The organism is Streptococcus halichoeri, assembly GCF_019774635.1.
Taxonomy (GTDB): Bacteria; Bacillota; Bacilli; order Lactobacillales; family Streptococcaceae; genus Streptococcus; species Streptococcus halichoeri.
Genome location: NZ_CP081502.1, coordinates 24990 through 41100 on the forward strand (window position 1 = coordinate 24990; position 16111 = coordinate 41100).

Genomic DNA, 16111 nt, shown 5'->3' on the forward strand with positions numbered 1-16111 from the left:
GCTCTTTTAATTTTTTCGAATCGCATCCGCAGTATAGCGAGCCCTAGCACCACCAATCAATTTAGGACGACTAGCTAGGGCTGTCACATGTGCCTTACCGAGTTCTCGCTTAACAGGCACCAATGGAACCTGCACCCGCTTAATATGCATACCAATTGAAGTATCTCCAATATCAAGTCCTGCCTGAGCAACAATTTCTTCTACCTCAACAGGACTTTTCATCAATTTAAAGGCAGCTAGTTGCCCACTTCCTCCCGCATGAATACTAGGTAAAACATTTACAATTTCTAAGCCTCTGCTTTCAGCCAACTCTGCTTCAACCACTAAAGCACGATTAATATGCTCACAACCTTGAACAGCTAGATAAATACCTCGACTACTAAGTTCGTGGAGAATAACTTCTACTATCAGTTCACCTATCTCAAGACTTGAATTTTGTCCAATCAAGCCTCCCCTAACTTCACTAGAAGACAAACCTAGAACAAAGATTTGACCCGACTTAATACCACTGCGTTCAATAATGTCAACAACAATCTTTCTAGTTTCTTCTTGTAAATACTCCAAGTCAATCATTAACTTCTTACTCTTTCTATTGCCTGTTTAAGAATATAACCCGTGGCCATGCCAGCCATATTTTGAAGAATGTTTCCTGGAATACTTGAAAAAACGGACCCCCAGCCATACATGCAACCACCTACTACTGCATAGCCAATCACCATAAAGCTAGTTGCACCAATTAACCCTATCAGGCGTTTCCTACCAGGTAAGCCTGCTAAAAAGCCTTGACCACCATGAATTATCAAACTAAAAAACATCCAATTGGGATAACCCTTTAAAAGATCAATTAAAAATCCAGCCAAGGCACCAACAATAGCACCCTCTTTCTTGCCAAAATAGAAAGCTGCAAAGTAAATCCCTGCATCCAAAAAAGTCAAAAAGCCTGTTGGAGTAGGAATACTAATAACCATACCTAAAACTACTGATAAGGCGGTAATAATGGCTAGTTGAATTAAACGACTTGTTTCTGCTTTTCTCATCATTGTCTCCTAAAAATATTGAACTACTCCATATTGATCTGCATTTTTGATTGCTTGGTAAACAAAATCTTTTGAGGCTGCAATAGCCTTTTCCTTGGAATCACCCAAAGCCAAACGACTGGCTATGCTTGAAGCAAAGGTACAACCTGCTCCGGCATTATTACCATTAAGCACTGGATTCGTATATGTGGAAAATTGTTGACCATCATAATAAAGATCAATGGCCTGATCTTGCTCAAGCCGGTTACCACCCTTAATAACCACGTGTTTGGCACCCATTTGGTTAAGCTTTATAGCTGCTTCTTTCATCTGGTCAAGGTTGTTAATCGTAAGTCCTGTTAATAATTGTGCCTCAACTAAATTTGGTGTAACAAGGCTTGCATATGGGAAAAGAGAGACTAATTCCTGTCCTAACTGGCTAACTTCTAAATCATGTTTCTCCTTACAAACAAGTACTGGATCTAAAACGATAGGGCAGCTTGGCATTTTGCTTAAAAATTCTAAAACTACTTGTACCGTTTGAATATTTGGCAAAAGCCCTATTTTAACAGCCGAAAAATTCACAGCTTTTAAGCTATCCAATTGTTGCTTTAATATCTGGGGATCAGTCGGAATAACTTCAAAGCTATTTTCGGTCATTGCTGTCAAACAGCTCACTGCCACAAATCCATGAATATGATTCACAGCATAGGTTGTTAAGTCAGCACACAAGCCGCCCCCTGAAAAAATATCATTTCCTGAAATTGCCAAAATGTTAGTCGTCTTCATACTTGATCTCCTTAAGGTATAAGCCATTGCCGGCTGGTGTTGGTCCAGCCAATTGGCGATTTTTACTATCTAAGATAACTTGAACTTGTTCAATCGGCATTCGGCCGTTACCAATCTTCAATAACGTTCCTACCATATTTCGAACTTGTTTATACAAAAAACCATTGCCCTGAAACTGAAAAACAAACAAGCGGCGATTGCAATCATAATCAACCGTAGCTGAGGTAATTGTCCGCACTTTATTTTTTACACTGGTTCCAGCTGCAGTAAAGCCTGTAAAATCATGAGTTCCCACTAATAATCGAATTGCCATTTGCATTCGCTCCAAATCAAGAGGATAGGGATAGTGTGTCGCATAATGGCGCATCATCGGATTTTTGGGGCGACCATTATCCACTAAAAACTCATACGTTTTAGAGTGTTTGATATAGCGAGCATGAAATGAAGTATCAACTTTTTCAATTTTTACAACATCAATATCATCAGGTGATTGTGTATCTAGCGCAAACCGCAACTTCTCTTCTATCATTTCTAGAGGAAAGTCAAAATGAATCACCTGACCATAGGCATGTACTCCAGCATCCGTACGACCAGCACCATGAACAATTATCTGTTGCCCGTCAGCAAGTTTTGACAAGGTTTTTTCTAATTCTTCCTGAACAGTTCGATGGTGAGGCTGGCGCTGAAAGCCAGAAAAAAGAGTCCCATCATAGGCAAGAATTGCTTTATATCTAATCATAGTTCTATTTTATCACGGAATTTAGGAAAGAACCACGCAAACATCCCCATCTGTCCCCAGACAAAAATACAGACTAGAAAATAGACTTTTATAAATGATTAAAATGAGTGATAAAGCAGAGCGGTTATAAATAAGAGTTACTCATTATCTTATCTACGTACGACGGACGGCTAATACCTAAGACTTAAACTACAGCAGAGTTAAACATTTTCAGTTAGTGCCGCTCCCCGTGCCAGTAAGAGTTAAGCAGGTCCACCTAGTCTAAAAAATCAATAAAATAAGGCTTTAATTTCCGCAATAAGGCACAACGCCCAGGAAAACGCTCCCCACTAACTAACTTATCTAATAATGCCCCCTCCTCTTCACTAAGCTCCTCTCTCAGGACTCTTAGCTGCTCCCTTATACATACCGACTCCCCAACGTCTAGACTACCACTCGCTAATCGATGCCCAACCTCACTGATTTCTTCATATGGCAGCTTATGAAAACGGCGCTTCAGGGACTCTTGCCCTCTAATCACATCCTTGACGTAGTTATTAAACTTCGTCTTAAAGTACACTAATAACCGCCCCCTATCCTCATATAATGTCGGGTGACTAGCTAAGAGTTGGTATAAGATAATCCGACCCTCCTGTAACCAATCTTCTTGATCCCAAAGTTGAATGTAATATTTCCGCCGACTTTTAAGAATAATAGGTTTAACCTCTTCAAATAACTTCTCTACCATTCTTGTTATTACCGACTCCTTCCTATCCTTTTACTTTTTCTTAAGTATAAAAGCTTCCACTAAAAAAGAACATGACAAGGATGTCATGTTCGAAATGCAGACTACAGACCATCCCTCTAAAACACAGAGGATAAAGAAGTGACATCTCTTAGAAATCTTCAAAGCACAGCAGGATAGGCGCTCTTACGCTTCTGCGATCAAATAAAAAAGATTGAAGCAAGCAGTCCTAACAGACGCTGTCTTCAATCTAAGAACCTGAGGCTTGGGTTCTCTTCTTTTTTGCACCCTAGAGGAGTCGAACCTCTAACCGCCTGATTCGTAGTCAGGTACTCTATCCAGTTGAGCTAAGGGTGCTCTTATCTTCCTCTCTATAGTAACCTTTTTTCGCTTAAAATGCAAACCTTCTTTCAATTCTGGCTCTATAATATCTGTAGTGGGTAAATCCACTCTGGAGATTATGGGCCTTTTTCATGCAGATAAAAAGTTCCATATGACTTATAATGAAAAGCAACAAATCAACTCATTAGAAAGTGTCATATGGAACACCTTAAGAATACCACAGAATTAATCGGAATTAAAGATAAAAATATAACTTTAGACAACGTTTTTCAACATAAGACGCACATTGAACTCTATGCAAGGCTGGATTATGAGCCTAAAGAGTGTCCGACTTGTGGTGGAAAACAGATAAAATACGACTTCCAAAAGCCGTCGAAAATCCCATTTCTTGACATCAATGGCTTTCCTAGTCTGATCAGGCTTAAAAAACGTCGGTTTCAATGCAAAAGCTGTCGTAAGGTTACTGTTTCTGAAACCAATTTGGTGCGAAAGAACCGCCAAATCTCTGAGCCTCTTAGGCAAAAGGTCGCTCAAGGTCTGCTCAACCGTCAAGCGCTGACACACATCGCTCAAAACCTAGCGGTTTCTCCATCAACCGTCCATCGAAAACTCAAGCAGTTCTCCTTCAAGGAAGACTTCTCGCAACTGCCTGAGGTGCTCTCCATTGACGAATTTGCTTATCGAAAGGGGAAACTCGCCTTCATCGCTCAGGATTTTGAAACCAAGAAAATCATCACCATCCTTGATAATCGGACGCAAACAACCCTTCGCAATCATTTCTTTAGGTACTCTAAAAAGGCTAGAAACAGCGTTAAAATCGTTACTGTTGATATGTCTGGTTCTTACATTCCCCTCATCAAAATCCTATTCCCAAAGGCTGAGATTGTCCTTGACCGTTTCCATAGTGTCCAGCACCTGAATCGGGCTTTAAACCTAACCCGCATTCAACTCATGAAGCTGTTTGACAAGAAATCCCTTGAATACCGAGCCTTGAAGTACTACTGGAAATTGGTCTTGAAAGATAGTCGAAAACTCTCGCTGCACCGCTTTTATTCAAGAACTTTTAGAGAAACAATCACGCCAAAAGAATGCCTAACCAAAATCTTCCAGCTGGTACCTGAATTAAAGGGCTACTACGACCTTTATCAGCTCCTGCTTTTCCACCTGCAAGAGAAAAACCTGACCATTTCTTTGACCTGATAACAGAGGCTTCCTCCAACCTCAATCAAACTTTCAAGACAGCTCTCCATACCCTTGTTCGCTACAAACCATATGTCTCTAATGCCATCCAGCTGCCATTCGAACGCCAAACTTGAGGCGACAAACAAACTGATCAAAGATATTAAGCGCAATGCCTTTGGTTTTCGGAACTTTGAAAACTTTAAAACAAGAATTCTTATCGCTTTGAACATAGTAAAAGAGAAGACGAATTTCGTCTCCTCTCGTGCTTAGCTATAAGTTATAAGTCACCCACTACAGTTGACAATGAGCCGCTTTTAACTATAACAAAAAAGAAGACTGCTTTCGTCTTCTCTTTTGCCAACAAGTATAAAAAGAAAAGATAAGGTTCCCTCCTAATCTCTCTTCTCTCAACTCCGCCAGTAGGACTCGAACCTACGACATCATGATTAACAGTCATGCGCTACTACCAACTGAGCTATGGCGGATCATGGCTAAGCAACTACCGTATCTAACAGGGGGCAACCCCCAACTACTTCAGGCGTTCTAGGGCTTAACTGCTGTGTTCGGCATGGAAACAGGTGTATCTCCTAGGCTATCGTCACTTAACTGCTTGGGTGAACTGTCTTCTAATCGTCCACTCAAAATTGAATACCTCTATCTTAACAAGAACTCTACCTCTATGTCAATAAACTTTTCTATTATCCTCGGATAAGTCCTCGAGCTATTAGTTTTAGTCCGCTTCATGTATCACTACACTTCCACTCCTAACCTATCTACCTGATCTTCTCTCAGGGCTCTTACTGATATAAAATCATGGGAAATCTCATCTTGAGGCGGGCTTCGCACTTAGATGCTTTCAGCGCTTATCCCTTCCCTACATAGCTACCCAGCGATGCCTTTGGCAAGACAACTGGTACACCAGCGGTAAGTCCACTCTGGTCCTCTCGTACTAGGAGCAGATCCTCTCAAATTTCCTTCGCCCGCGACGGATAGGGACCGAACTGTCTCACGACGTTCTGAACCCAGCTCGCGTGCCGCTTTAATGGGCGAACAGCCCAACCCTTGGGACCGACTACAGCCCCAGGATGCGACGAGCCGACATCGAGGTGCCAAACCTCCCCGTCGATGTGAACTCTTGGGGGAGATAAGCCTGTTATCCCCAGGGTAGCTTTTATCCGTTGAGCGATGGCCCTTCCATGCGGTACCACCGGATCACTAAGCCCGACTTTCGTCCCTGCTCGAGGTGTTGCTCTCGCAGTCAAGCTCCCTTATACCTTTACACTCTGCGACTGATTTCCAACCAGTCTGAGGGAACCTTTGGGCGCCTCCGTTACTCTTTAGGAGGCGACCGCCCCAGTCAAACTGCCCGTCAGACACTGTCTCCGATAGGGCTAACCTATCCGGGTTAGAGTAGCCATAACACAAGGGTAGTATCCCAACAACGCCTCCAACGAAACTGGCGTCCCGTTCTCTATGGCTCCTACCTATCCTGTACATGTCCTACAGATACTCAATATCAAACTGCAGTAAAGCTCCATGGGGTCTTTCCGTCCTGTCGCGGGTAACCTGCATCTTCACAGGTACTAAAATTTCACCGAGTCTCTCGTTGAGACAGTGCCCAAATCATTACGCCTTTCGTGCGGGTCGGAACTTACCCGACAAGGAATTTCGCTACCTTAGGACCGTTATAGTTACGGCCGCCGTTTACTGGGGCTTCAATTCAGATCGTCGCTTGCGCTAAACCCTCCTCTTAACCTTCCAGCACCGGGCAGGCGTCACCCCCTATACATCATCTTACGATTTAGCAGAGAGCTGTGTTTTTGATAAACAGTTGCTTGGGCCTATTCACTGCGGCTGATATCACTATCAGCACCCCTTCTCCCTAAGTTACGGGGTCATTTTGCCGAGTTCCTTAACGAGAGTTCTCTCGATCACCTGAGGCTACTCGCCTCGACTACCTGTGTCGGTTTGCGGTACGGGTAGTATGTAGTTAAACGCTAGAAGCTTTTCTTGGCAGTGTGACATCACTAACTTCGCTACTTACATTTCGCTCCCCATCACAGCTCAATGTTACAGAGATAAGCATTTAACTCATCTCACACCTCACTGCTTAGACGTGCTCTTCCACTCGCACGCTTTAGTTAGCCTGCTGCGTCCCTCCTTCACTATACATACTAGTACAGGAATATCAACCTGTTGCCCATCGGATACACCTTTCGGTCTCTCCTTAGGTCCCGACTAACCCAGGGCGGACGAGCCTTCCCCTGGAATCCTTAGTCTTACGGTGGACAGGATTCTCACCTGTCTTTCGCTACTCATACCGGCATTCTCACTTCTATGCGTTCCAGCACTCCTCACGGTATACCTTCTTCACACATAGAACGCTCTCCTACCATTACCTCTAAAGGTAATCCACAGCTTCGGTAAATTGTTTTAGCCCCGGTACATTTTCGGCGCAGGGTCACTCGACTAGTGAGCTATTACGCACTCTTTGAATGAATAGCTGCTTCTAAGCTAACATCCTAGTTGTCTGTGCAACCCCACATCCTTTTCCACTTAACAATTATTTGGGGACCTTAGCTGGTGGTCTGGGCTGTTTCCCTTTCGACTACGGATCTTAGCACTCGCAGTCTGACTGCCGAATATATCGTCTTGGCATTCGGAGTTTATCTGAGATTGGTAATCCGGGATGGACCCCTCACCCAAACAGTGCTCTACCTCCAAGAGACTTACTTCGACGCTAGCCCTAAAGCTATTTCGGAGAGAACCAGCTATCTCCAAGTTCGTTTGGAATTTCTCCGCTACCCACAAGTCATCCAAGCACTTTTCAACGTGCCCTGGTTCGGTCCTCCAGTGCGTTTTACCGCACCTTCAACCTGCTCATGGGTAGGTCACATGGTTTCGGGTCTACATCTACGTACTATTTCGCCCTATTAAGACTCGGTTTCCCTACGGCTCCGTCTCTTCAACTTAACCTCGCACGTAAACGTAACTCGCCGGTTCATTCTACAAAAGGCACGCTCTCACCCATTAACGGGCTCGAACTTCTTGTAGGCACACGGTTTCAGGTTCTCTTTCACTCCCCTCCCGGGGTGCTTTTCACCTTTCCCTCACGGTACTGGTTCACTATCGGTCACTAGAGAGTATTTAGGGTTGGGAGATGGTCCTCCCAGATTCCAACGAGATTTCGCGTGTCTCGCCGTACTCAGGATCCTGCTAGAGTCATCTACTATTTCAACTACGAGGCTGTTACTCCCTTTGGCTGACCTTCCCAGGTCATTCGTCTATAGTATCTGATCCCACGTCGCAGTCCTACAACCCCAAGGAGTAAACTCCTTGGTTTGCCCTCTTGCCCTTTCGCTCGCCGCTACTTTGGCAATCGCTTTTGCTTTCTCTTCCTGCAGCTACTTAGATGTTTCAGTTCACTGCGTCTTCCTTCTCATAACCTTAACAGTTATGGATACTAACCTTTAGTTAGTGGGTTCCCCCATTCGGACATCTCTGGATCAGCGCTTACTTACAGCTCCCCAAAGCATTTCGTCGTTTGTCACGTCCTTCTTCGGCTTCTAGTGCCAAGGCATCCACCGTGCGCCCTTATTAACTTAACCTTAGTTCCAGTCTTTCGACCTTCTTTATTTTTTTAATAGGTTCGCGTTTATCTTTTTTTCGGTTTCTTTCTTGTTACTTTTCTACAATCATTTTCATAATTGTGGAATTTGATATAGATATTCAATTTTCAATGGACTATTATGATTTTAAGAACCGTTACGACTTGTCGTAAAACTTGCGTAAAATAAGGAACAAACCAGTGAGGTGTCTTCAGACACCAGATGGTTTTGACTTATTTCTAGTAAGTTTAGGTTCGTATTCAAATATCATTTATCTAGTGGAACACGAGATTAATTTCTTAGGAAAAAAGATAAACTTCCTTGTGTGCAAGCACACAGCGTCTGTTTCCTATTTTTCTACAGAAATTTCGGCAAGCCGAACATCTCTTTGTATCCTAGATAATGGAGCCTAGCGGGATCGAACCGCTGACCTCCTGCGTGCAAAGCAGGCGCTCTCCCAGCTGAGCTAAGGCCCCCGACTAATAAACGGCTGGTTTCATTATTAGTGGTGTGTCTATTCTATTATAAGACCTCTCAAAACTAAATAAGACAAATCCCAAAAAGTTCCTTATCCTTAGAAAGGAGGTGATCCAGCCGCACCTTCCGATACGGCTACCTTGTTACGACTTCACCCCAATCATCTATCCCACCTTAGGCGGCTGGCTCCTAAACGGTTACCTCACCGACTTCGGGTGTTACAAACTCTCGTGGTGTGACGGGCGGTGTGTACAAGGCCCGGGAACGTATTCACCGCGGCGTGCTGATCCGCGATTACTAGCGATTCCGACTTCATGTAGGCGAGTTGCAGCCTACAATCCGAACTGAGATTGGCTTTCAGAGATTAGCTTGCCGTCACCGGCTTGCGACTCGTTGTACCAACCATTGTAGCACGTGTGTAGCCCAGGTCATAAGGGGCATGATGATTTGACGTCATCCCCACCTTCCTCCGGTTTATTACCGGCAGTCTCGCTAGAGTGCCCAACTTAATGATGGCAACTAACAATAAGGGTTGCGCTCGTTGCGGGACTTAACCCAACATCTCACGACACGAGCTGACGACAACCATGCACCACCTGTCACTTCTGCCCAAAAGGGAAAGCCTATCTCTAGGCCGGTCAGAAGGATGTCAAGACCTGGTAAGGTTCTTCGCGTTGCTTCGAATTAAACCACATGCTCCACCGCTTGTGCGGGCCCCCGTCAATTCCTTTGAGTTTCAACCTTGCGGTCGTACTCCCCAGGCGGAGTGCTTAATGCGTTAGCTCCGGCACTAAGCCCCGGAAAGGGCCTAACACCTAGCACTCATCGTTTACGGCGTGGACTACCAGGGTATCTAATCCTGTTTGCTCCCCACGCTTTCGAGCCTCAGCGTCAGTTACAGACCAGAGAGCCGCTTTCGCCACCGGTGTTCCTCCATATATCTACGCATTTCACCGCTACACATGGAATTCCACTCTCCCCTTCTGCACTCAAGTTCTCCAGTTTCCAAAGCATACAATGGTTAAGCCACTGCCTTTAACTTCAGACTTAAAAAACCGCCTGCGCTCGCTTTACGCCCAATAAATCCGGACAACGCTCGGGACCTACGTATTACCGCGGCTGCTGGCACGTAGTTAGCCGTCCCTTTCTGGTTAGTTACCGTCACGTAATGGATTTTCCACTCCCATTACCATTCTTCTCTAACAACAGAGCTTTACGATCCGAAAACCTTCTTCACTCACGCGGCGTTGCTCGGTCAGACTTGCGTCCATTGCCGAAGATTCCCTACTGCTGCCTCCCGTAGGAGTCTGGGCCGTGTCTCAGTCCCAGTGTGGCCGTTCACCCTCTCAGGTCGGCTATGTATCGTCGCCTTGGTGAGCCTTTACCTCACCAACTAGCTAATACAACGCAGGTCCATCTCATAGTGGAGCTGTTGCCCCTTTTAAGAGTGAAACATGTGTCTTACTCTATTATGCGGTATTAGCTATCGTTTCCAATAGTTATCCCCCGCTATCAGGTAGGTTACCTACGCGTTACTCACCCGTTCGCAACTCCTTGAACTAGTGCAAGCACCAGTCCAAAGCGTTCTACTTGCATGTATTAGGCACGCCGCCAGCGTTCGTCCTGAGCCAGGATCAAACTCTCATTTAGTTTGAACTTACTCGTTCTTTTCTGTCCGCTGACAGATTTATTTTTGCTTTGACGGAGTCTATACTGCTTATAAACCCCTCTTCACTTTTTGGTTCGTCTTATTCAGTTCTCAAAGGTCTTTCCCCTCTTGCGAGGCAACTTCTTTATTCTATCAGCTTCTTAAGGCTTTGTCAATAACTTTTTTTACTTTTTATTGATACTTGCGCTAATCAGCTGACAACTTTCTTAGTATACTCACTTTCTGGCACTTTGTCAAGAGGTTTTCAAATTTATTTTTAGTTTTAGCAATCAAAAGGGGAAAGGCGGAGCTAACACTTCGTTCAAGACCATTTAAAACAGCATAGCTCTAAAACAATCCTCGTGGTTATATTACGCAATTTTCTGTTTTGGGACCATTCAAAACAGCATAGCTCGCAAACAAAAAGAGCGTTATATCAATATCTTAAACCACACGCCCCCGACCATACCGCGACCTTTCTGGACAAGGTCTTTTTTGTTACATTATTTCTACTTAATACGCCGTAAAAGAGTCCTAAAAAATTTTGAAAAAGTGTTGACATTATATCTAAAATTAGATATAATGTAATCATAAAGATGAAAGGAGGTTAAGAAATGAACCATTTTGATGAATGGCTAGCAAGGGCTACGGTAGTTCTTGGTCTAGCTACAGCAGTTTCAAAAGAAACAAGGGCTTGGCTAGAGTATAAGAAAAAGCGCCAACCAAAATCCCGAAAAAGAAAAAGGTAAACGCTAGATAGTAAAGAGGAGGTGCAACTCCTCTTTACTATCATTATATAAAACGATAAGGAGAAAATCAATGAGTAAGCTATTTATTGTGGCACTCTTAGCAATTATTGTCGCATTATACGCAGGAGATAAAAGAAAATGAAAGCAGATAGTAAAAAAATAGAATGGTTACTCGATAATGCTACACAATACTCAATAGCAAAAGCTACTGGGGTAACTCAGTCTAAATTATCGTCTTTAAAAAATGGTAGAATAAAACTTGGAAATATCTCTTTAGAAGTCGCAAGCAAGCTAACAAAATATTCCGAAGAAATTCAAAAAAAAATAAATAAAAAGTGTTGACATTATATCTAATTTTAGATATAATATAATCATAAAGAAAAACAACAAACAGAGGAGTACCAGAATGATTAAAAGGGAAATTATCGTTGAATATTACATCAATCTTAAAACGAGAAAAGCTGGTATCGACAGAGAAGACGTTGAAGAAGACTTCAATTACAAGCGTTTTATGGACAAATACCGACTCAAAACGCTGACAGACGAGGCTATTGTCATAGAAGAATTTAAAAAGATGATATAAAAATACGCGCAAAGCCTGAACCGCGTTAAAAGCTGGCGGAAGGAGATAGAAATATGAATGGCAACAAAGTAAACAAAACTGCATATATATTATTAGCACTTTTTTTAGGAGGGGTTGGAGCTCATAAGTTTTACGCCGGAAAAATCGGTAGTGGATTGCTTTATCTAGTCTTTTCTGTATCTCTCATTCCTGCCATTATCGCATTGTTCGAGGCACTTAATGCGTTAGGAAAGCGAGCTGACGAGTTTGGCAGGATTACAGTTTAAAAATAAAAAAGCCCCACGCTCAACTTTGGTCGGTACGAGCGTGAGGCAATATGCAATCAATAAGAAGTAAGCTTTAAATAGCTCACTTTCTTATACTTTAATTATATCATTTTTAGGAGGTGATGCAAACATTCTCTAAAGTTAAGACCTTGTCCAGAAGCAAACTAAGGAGAATAAAATGAAATATACAAAAACAAAATATCCAAACATTTTTTGGTACGAAACATTAAAAGGTAAACGTTACTATATCCGACGCTGCTATTTTTTTCAAGGGAAGAAAAAAGAAGTCACAAAGAGCGGACTTAAAACTGTTTCTGAAGCTCGTGCTGCATTAACAGAAATCGAAAAACAAATTCATGAAAACAGTCTAGGTGTCAATACTAACATTACAGTCGCTGATTATTGGGAAATTTTCCATGAAAAACGTGTAGCCACAAAACGTTGGACACCAAACACAGAAGAGACTTACAAAAGTCTGATAAGAAGCAATATTTTAAAAGAGTACGGAAGTGTTAAACTGCGCAATCTTAATCGCAACGACTATGAGATTTATCTAGCTAACATGCTGCTGACAAAGCCTAAGGAGTCCGTTAAAGCAATCAATAATTGCTTTATGACACTGCTGAATGATGCTGTTTTAAATGGTAATATTCCAGCAAATCGTCTCAAAGGTGTCTATATTGGTGAAAGTGCCATACCGCCAAAAAACAAAAAAGTTACTATGGAACAGTTTCAAATTTGGTTTGCAAAGGCTGAACAGATGATGGATAAAGTCTTTTTTTCACTGACTTATCTCACACTTTTTGGTCTGCGCAGAGGTGAGATTTTTGGGATTAGGCATATGGATATACTTTTGCACAGCGACGGTCGTGCAATACTTAAATTGCGTGACAGTAGAAGCAATCATACTCAAAACGGCAGGCACGGGCTTAAAACAAAAGAGTCAGAAAGGTATGTCATGCTAGATGTCAAAGGCACTGAGTTACTACTGTTTCTGAGAGACAATGCGACTGCTATCAAGAAACGACTTTCTATCATCAAAGATAAAGAGCGTGATTATATAAGTATTAAAGAAAATGGAACACTCATTAATCCAAACCGGCTCAACGATCAATTCGAAAAAATTAACAAAGTTGTTGGTTTTCGTGTTACTCCTCACATGATGAGACACTTTTTTACAACTCAGAGCATTATTGCTGGGGTTCCTATCGAGGCTCTTAGTAAAGCGCTGGGCCACACAAAAATATATATGACAGATAAATATAATCATGTACATGATGAACTATCTGCTCAAGTGACAGACACATTTTCAGCTTTTTTAGATAACAAAATTTCCCACCTAAATTCCCCGACAAACGTAAGCGTCCAATAACAGGGTATCTACCGTGATTCTCAATCCTCCAGTATACTGTTAGTAAAACTAGTCTATCGGAGGATAATTTAAATGTCACACCCTATTGTTCCTTTGGAAGTTCCCCAATCTCGTCGATTTGAGAAGAAAAACAGAAATGATATCTTGCTTAAAGTTCGCCTTGGAAAACTGGAACTTAGTTTATTTCAAGCACTCAATCAGGACTTGTTGGAAAGCATTTTGGATAAGGTACTGAACGATGACCATTCGGCTAAATGACCTAGGACAAGTTTATCTGGTTTGTGGAAAAACAGATATGCGACAAGGCATTGATTCCCTAGCCTATCTTGTCAAATCCCAACATGAGTTAGATCCCTTTTCAGGTGCTGTTTATCTCTTTCTGTGGTGGGCGACGTGATCGGTTCAAAGCGCTTTACTGGGATGGTCAAGGTTTCTGGTTACTTTAAAACGCTTTGAAAATGGGAAACTAGCCTGGCCAAGAAATAGTGATGAGGTCAAATGCTTGACAGCTGTACAGGTGGACTGGCTTATGAAGGGATTTTCCATTAGTCCTAACATAAAAATTTCAAAAAGTCGTGATTTCTATTGAACTTATGGCTTTTCTTCAGGTATAATGAAGAAAATATCAGGAGGAAGACCATGAGTTCACTAGATAAAGTCATTAAAACACAAGCCAAAACCATTGAAACAATGGCTAATGAGCTAGCCCTCCTGCGTGAACAAGTGGCTTATTTAACGCAAAAGCTTTATGGGAAATCTTCTGAAAAAGCTATGCCTATGACCGGTCAACTCAGTCTCTTTGACCAGGACCAATTACCAGAAGAAGCGGATGACTTACCCAGTAGAAACAGAAGCCATTACTTATAGACGCAAGAAAATCAAAGGAAGACGTCAAGCTATTCTAGCTCAGTTTGAACCTGAGCTTGTTCACCACGACTTAATTGGTGACAGCTGTACTTGTCCGGATTGTCATGGAACATTGACAGAAATTGGCTCGGTGGTTCAACGTCAAGAATTAGTCTTTATCCCAGCACAATTGAAACGTATAAATCATGTGCAACACGCTTATAAGTGCCAAACTTGTAGCGATAATAGCCTCAGTGACAAGATCATCAAAGCGCCTGTTCCTAAGGAACCATTAGCTCATAGCCTTGGTTCGGCTTCTATTATTGCCCATACCATTCATCAAAAGTTCACCCTTAAAGTTCCTAACTACAGACAGGAAGAGGATTGGAATAAATGAGGACTGTCCATTAGTCGCAAGGAAATCGCTAACTGGCACATCAAGTCTAGCCAGTATTATTTTGAGCCTCTTTATGACTTGCTTCGTGACATCTTATTAAGTCAAGAGGTCATTCATGCGGATGAGACATCTTATAGAGTTCTTGAAAGTGACACACAGTTGACCTATTACTGGACTTTTTTGTCTGGTAAGCATGAGAAAAAAGGGATTACCCTTTACCATCATGATAAAAGGCGTAGCGGCCTCGTTACTCAAGAGGTTCTCGGCGATTACTCAGGTTATGTGCATTGTGATATGCATGGGGCTTATCGTCAATTAGAGCATGCCAAGCTTGTTGGTTGTTGGGCACATGTGAGGCGGAAGTTCTTTGAGGCCACCCCGAAGCAAGCTGATAAGACTTCTCTAGGGCGTAAAGGACTTGTTTACTGTGACAAGCTGTTCGCCTTAGAAGCTGAATGGTGTGAGTTATCCCCACAAGAGCGTCTGGTTAAACGCAAAAAAGCCTTGGCGCCATTAATGGCTACCTTTTTTGACTGGTGTCGCGAGCAGGTTGTCCTTCCAGGATCAAAGTTGGGACGTGCTTTGGACTACAGTTTAAAATATGAGAAGACCTTTAAAACAATTTTGGAGGATGGCCATCTTGTCCTGTCTAATAATATGGCAGAGAGAGCTATCAAATCCTTAGTGATGGGCCGAAAAAATTGGTTATTTTCTCAAAGTTTTGAAGGAGCCAAAGCGGCAGCTATCATCATGAGTTTGCTTGAAACGGCTAAGCGACATAGACTGAACTCCGAAAAATATATTAACTACCTTCTAGACCGCCTTCCTAATGAAGAAACTCTCGCTAAAAGAGAAGTGCTAGAAGCTTATTTGCCATGGGCTAAAGAAGTACAAACAAATTGTCACTAATCAAAACCTCCAGAGTCAATTCGAAACTTTGGAGGTTTTCAATACACCTTGTTATTGGACGCTTACCTTATAACTAAGCGCGAGAGGAGACGAAATTCGTCTTCTCTTTTACTATGTTCAAAGCGATAAGAATTCTTGTTTTAAAGTTTTCAAAGTTCCGAAAACCAAAGGCATTGCGCTTAATATCTTTGATCAGTTTGTTTGTCGCCTCAAGTTTGGCGTTCGAATAAGGCAGCAGGATGGCATTAGTGACATATGGTTTGTAGCGAACAAGGGTATGGAGGGCTGTCTTGAAAGCTTGATTGAGGTTGGGGTAATCCTCTGTTATCAGGCCAAAGAAATGGTCAGGGTTTTTCTCTTGCAGGTGAAAAAGCGCGCTAAAATACGCAGAAAATGTTTTAAAAATAAAAAAACACGCGCTTAAAAAGCACGTATTAACACATAAACAATTATATCATAAATAA

General features: G+C 42.4%; 11 protein-coding genes, 3 tRNA genes, 3 rRNA genes and 4 pseudogenes. 9 read left to right on the forward strand and 12 right to left on the reverse strand.

The window, feature by feature from the left end:
• Positions 1–6: 6 nt before the first annotated feature.
• The 6 genes from K5J94_RS00140 to K5J94_RS00165 all read right to left on the reverse strand — a co-directional run bounded on the left by K5J94_RS00140 (position 7) and on the right by K5J94_RS00165 (position 3625).
• A complete protein-coding gene (locus tag K5J94_RS00140) occupies positions 7–573 on the reverse strand; it encodes a TIGR01440 family protein (RefSeq protein ID WP_159565078.1) in 567 nt (188 codons plus the stop codon).
• The gene (locus tag K5J94_RS00145) at positions 573–1037 is read right to left on the reverse strand and encodes an ECF transporter S component (RefSeq protein WP_159546192.1); all 465 of its coding nucleotides are present in this window, start codon (positions 1035–1037) and stop codon (positions 573–575) included. Before K5J94_RS00145 ends, K5J94_RS00140 begins: the two co-directional genes overlap by 1 nt.
• Before the next feature lie 9 nt (positions 1038–1046).
• Complete coding sequence (locus K5J94_RS00150) at positions 1047–1805, reverse strand: bifunctional hydroxymethylpyrimidine kinase/phosphomethylpyrimidine kinase (protein ID WP_221913085.1); 759 nt, start codon at positions 1803–1805, stop codon at positions 1047–1049.
• On the reverse strand, positions 1792–2544 hold the full coding sequence (gene truA / locus K5J94_RS00155) for a tRNA pseudouridine(38-40) synthase TruA (RefSeq protein WP_159546188.1): 753 nt from the start codon (positions 2542–2544) through the stop codon (positions 1792–1794). The genes K5J94_RS00150 and truA overlap by 14 nt, the downstream gene beginning before the upstream one ends.
• Before the next feature lie 256 nt (positions 2545–2800).
• Positions 2801–3271, reverse strand: a complete 471-nt coding sequence (locus K5J94_RS00160; RefSeq protein ID WP_167547773.1) for a sigma-70 family RNA polymerase sigma factor — start codon at positions 3269–3271, stop codon at positions 2801–2803.
• A 280-nt stretch (positions 3272–3551) separates the two neighbouring features.
• Positions 3552–3625: transfer RNA gene (locus K5J94_RS00165), tRNA-Arg, on the reverse strand.
• 183 nt (positions 3626–3808) lie between these two features.
• Here K5J94_RS00165 and K5J94_RS00170 point away from each other — a divergent pair.
• Positions 3809–5062, forward strand: a pseudogene (locus K5J94_RS00170) (ISL3 family transposase).
• Positions 5063–5203: 141 nt separating this feature from the next.
• Here the strand turns inward: K5J94_RS00170 and K5J94_RS00175 are convergent.
• The 5 genes from K5J94_RS00175 to K5J94_RS00195 all read right to left on the reverse strand — a co-directional run bounded on the left by K5J94_RS00175 (position 5204) and on the right by K5J94_RS00195 (position 10527).
• Positions 5204–5277, reverse strand: a tRNA-Asn gene (locus K5J94_RS00175).
• Between the two features lie 5 nt (positions 5278–5282).
• Positions 5283–5398 (reverse strand): 5S ribosomal RNA (gene rrf, locus K5J94_RS00180).
• A gap of 98 nt (positions 5399–5496) precedes the next feature.
• Positions 5497–8400 (reverse strand): 23S ribosomal RNA (locus K5J94_RS00185).
• A gap of 403 nt (positions 8401–8803) precedes the next feature.
• Positions 8804–8876, reverse strand: a tRNA-Ala gene (locus tag K5J94_RS00190).
• A gap of 102 nt (positions 8877–8978) precedes the next feature.
• A 16S ribosomal RNA gene (locus K5J94_RS00195) occupies positions 8979–10527 on the reverse strand.
• Together the 16S, 23S and 5S rRNA genes with 2 tRNA genes alongside form the textbook arrangement of a ribosomal RNA operon.
• Positions 10528–11412: 885 nt before the next feature.
• Here K5J94_RS00195 and K5J94_RS00200 point away from each other — a divergent pair.
• From K5J94_RS00200 to K5J94_RS00235, 8 genes and pseudogenes are all read left to right on the forward strand, one after another.
• Positions 11413–11616 (forward strand): helix-turn-helix domain-containing protein, encoded by a 204-nt coding sequence (locus K5J94_RS00200; protein ID WP_221913087.1) that lies wholly within the window; start codon positions 11413–11415, stop codon positions 11614–11616.
• A 64-nt stretch (positions 11617–11680) separates the two neighbouring features.
• A complete protein-coding gene (locus tag K5J94_RS00205; protein ID WP_221913089.1) occupies positions 11681–11857 on the forward strand; it encodes a hypothetical protein in 177 nt (58 codons plus the stop codon).
• 53 nt (positions 11858–11910) lie between these two features.
• Positions 11911–12123, forward strand: a complete 213-nt coding sequence (locus K5J94_RS00210) for a TM2 domain-containing protein (protein ID WP_221913091.1) — start codon at positions 11911–11913, stop codon at positions 12121–12123.
• Positions 12124–12301: 178 nt separating this feature from the next.
• Positions 12302–13495 (forward strand): tyrosine-type recombinase/integrase, encoded by a 1194-nt coding sequence (locus K5J94_RS00215; protein WP_221913093.1) that lies wholly within the window; start codon positions 12302–12304, stop codon positions 13493–13495.
• Between the two features lie 72 nt (positions 13496–13567).
• Entirely contained in the window at positions 13568–13753 is a 186-nt protein-coding gene (locus tag K5J94_RS00220) for a hypothetical protein (protein ID WP_111713570.1), read from the forward strand.
• Positions 13734–14084 (forward strand): annotated as a pseudogene (tnpB, locus tag K5J94_RS00225) (IS66 family insertion sequence element accessory protein TnpB). The gene K5J94_RS00220 and the pseudogene tnpB overlap by 20 nt, the downstream one beginning before the upstream one ends.
• A gap of 50 nt (positions 14085–14134) precedes the next feature.
• Positions 14135–14362, forward strand: coding sequence for a transposase (locus K5J94_RS00230; protein ID WP_221913097.1), 228 nt, complete (start codon positions 14135–14137; stop codon positions 14360–14362).
• Positions 14295–15647: pseudogene (locus tag K5J94_RS00235) on the forward strand (IS66-like element short variant transposase). Before K5J94_RS00230 ends, K5J94_RS00235 begins: the two are co-directional and overlap by 68 nt.
• Before the next feature lie 73 nt (positions 15648–15720).
• Here K5J94_RS00235 and K5J94_RS09645 read toward each other — a convergent pair.
• Positions 15721–15894: pseudogene (locus K5J94_RS09645) on the reverse strand (transposase); the annotation flags it as partial.
• Positions 15895–16111 lie beyond the last annotated feature (217 nt).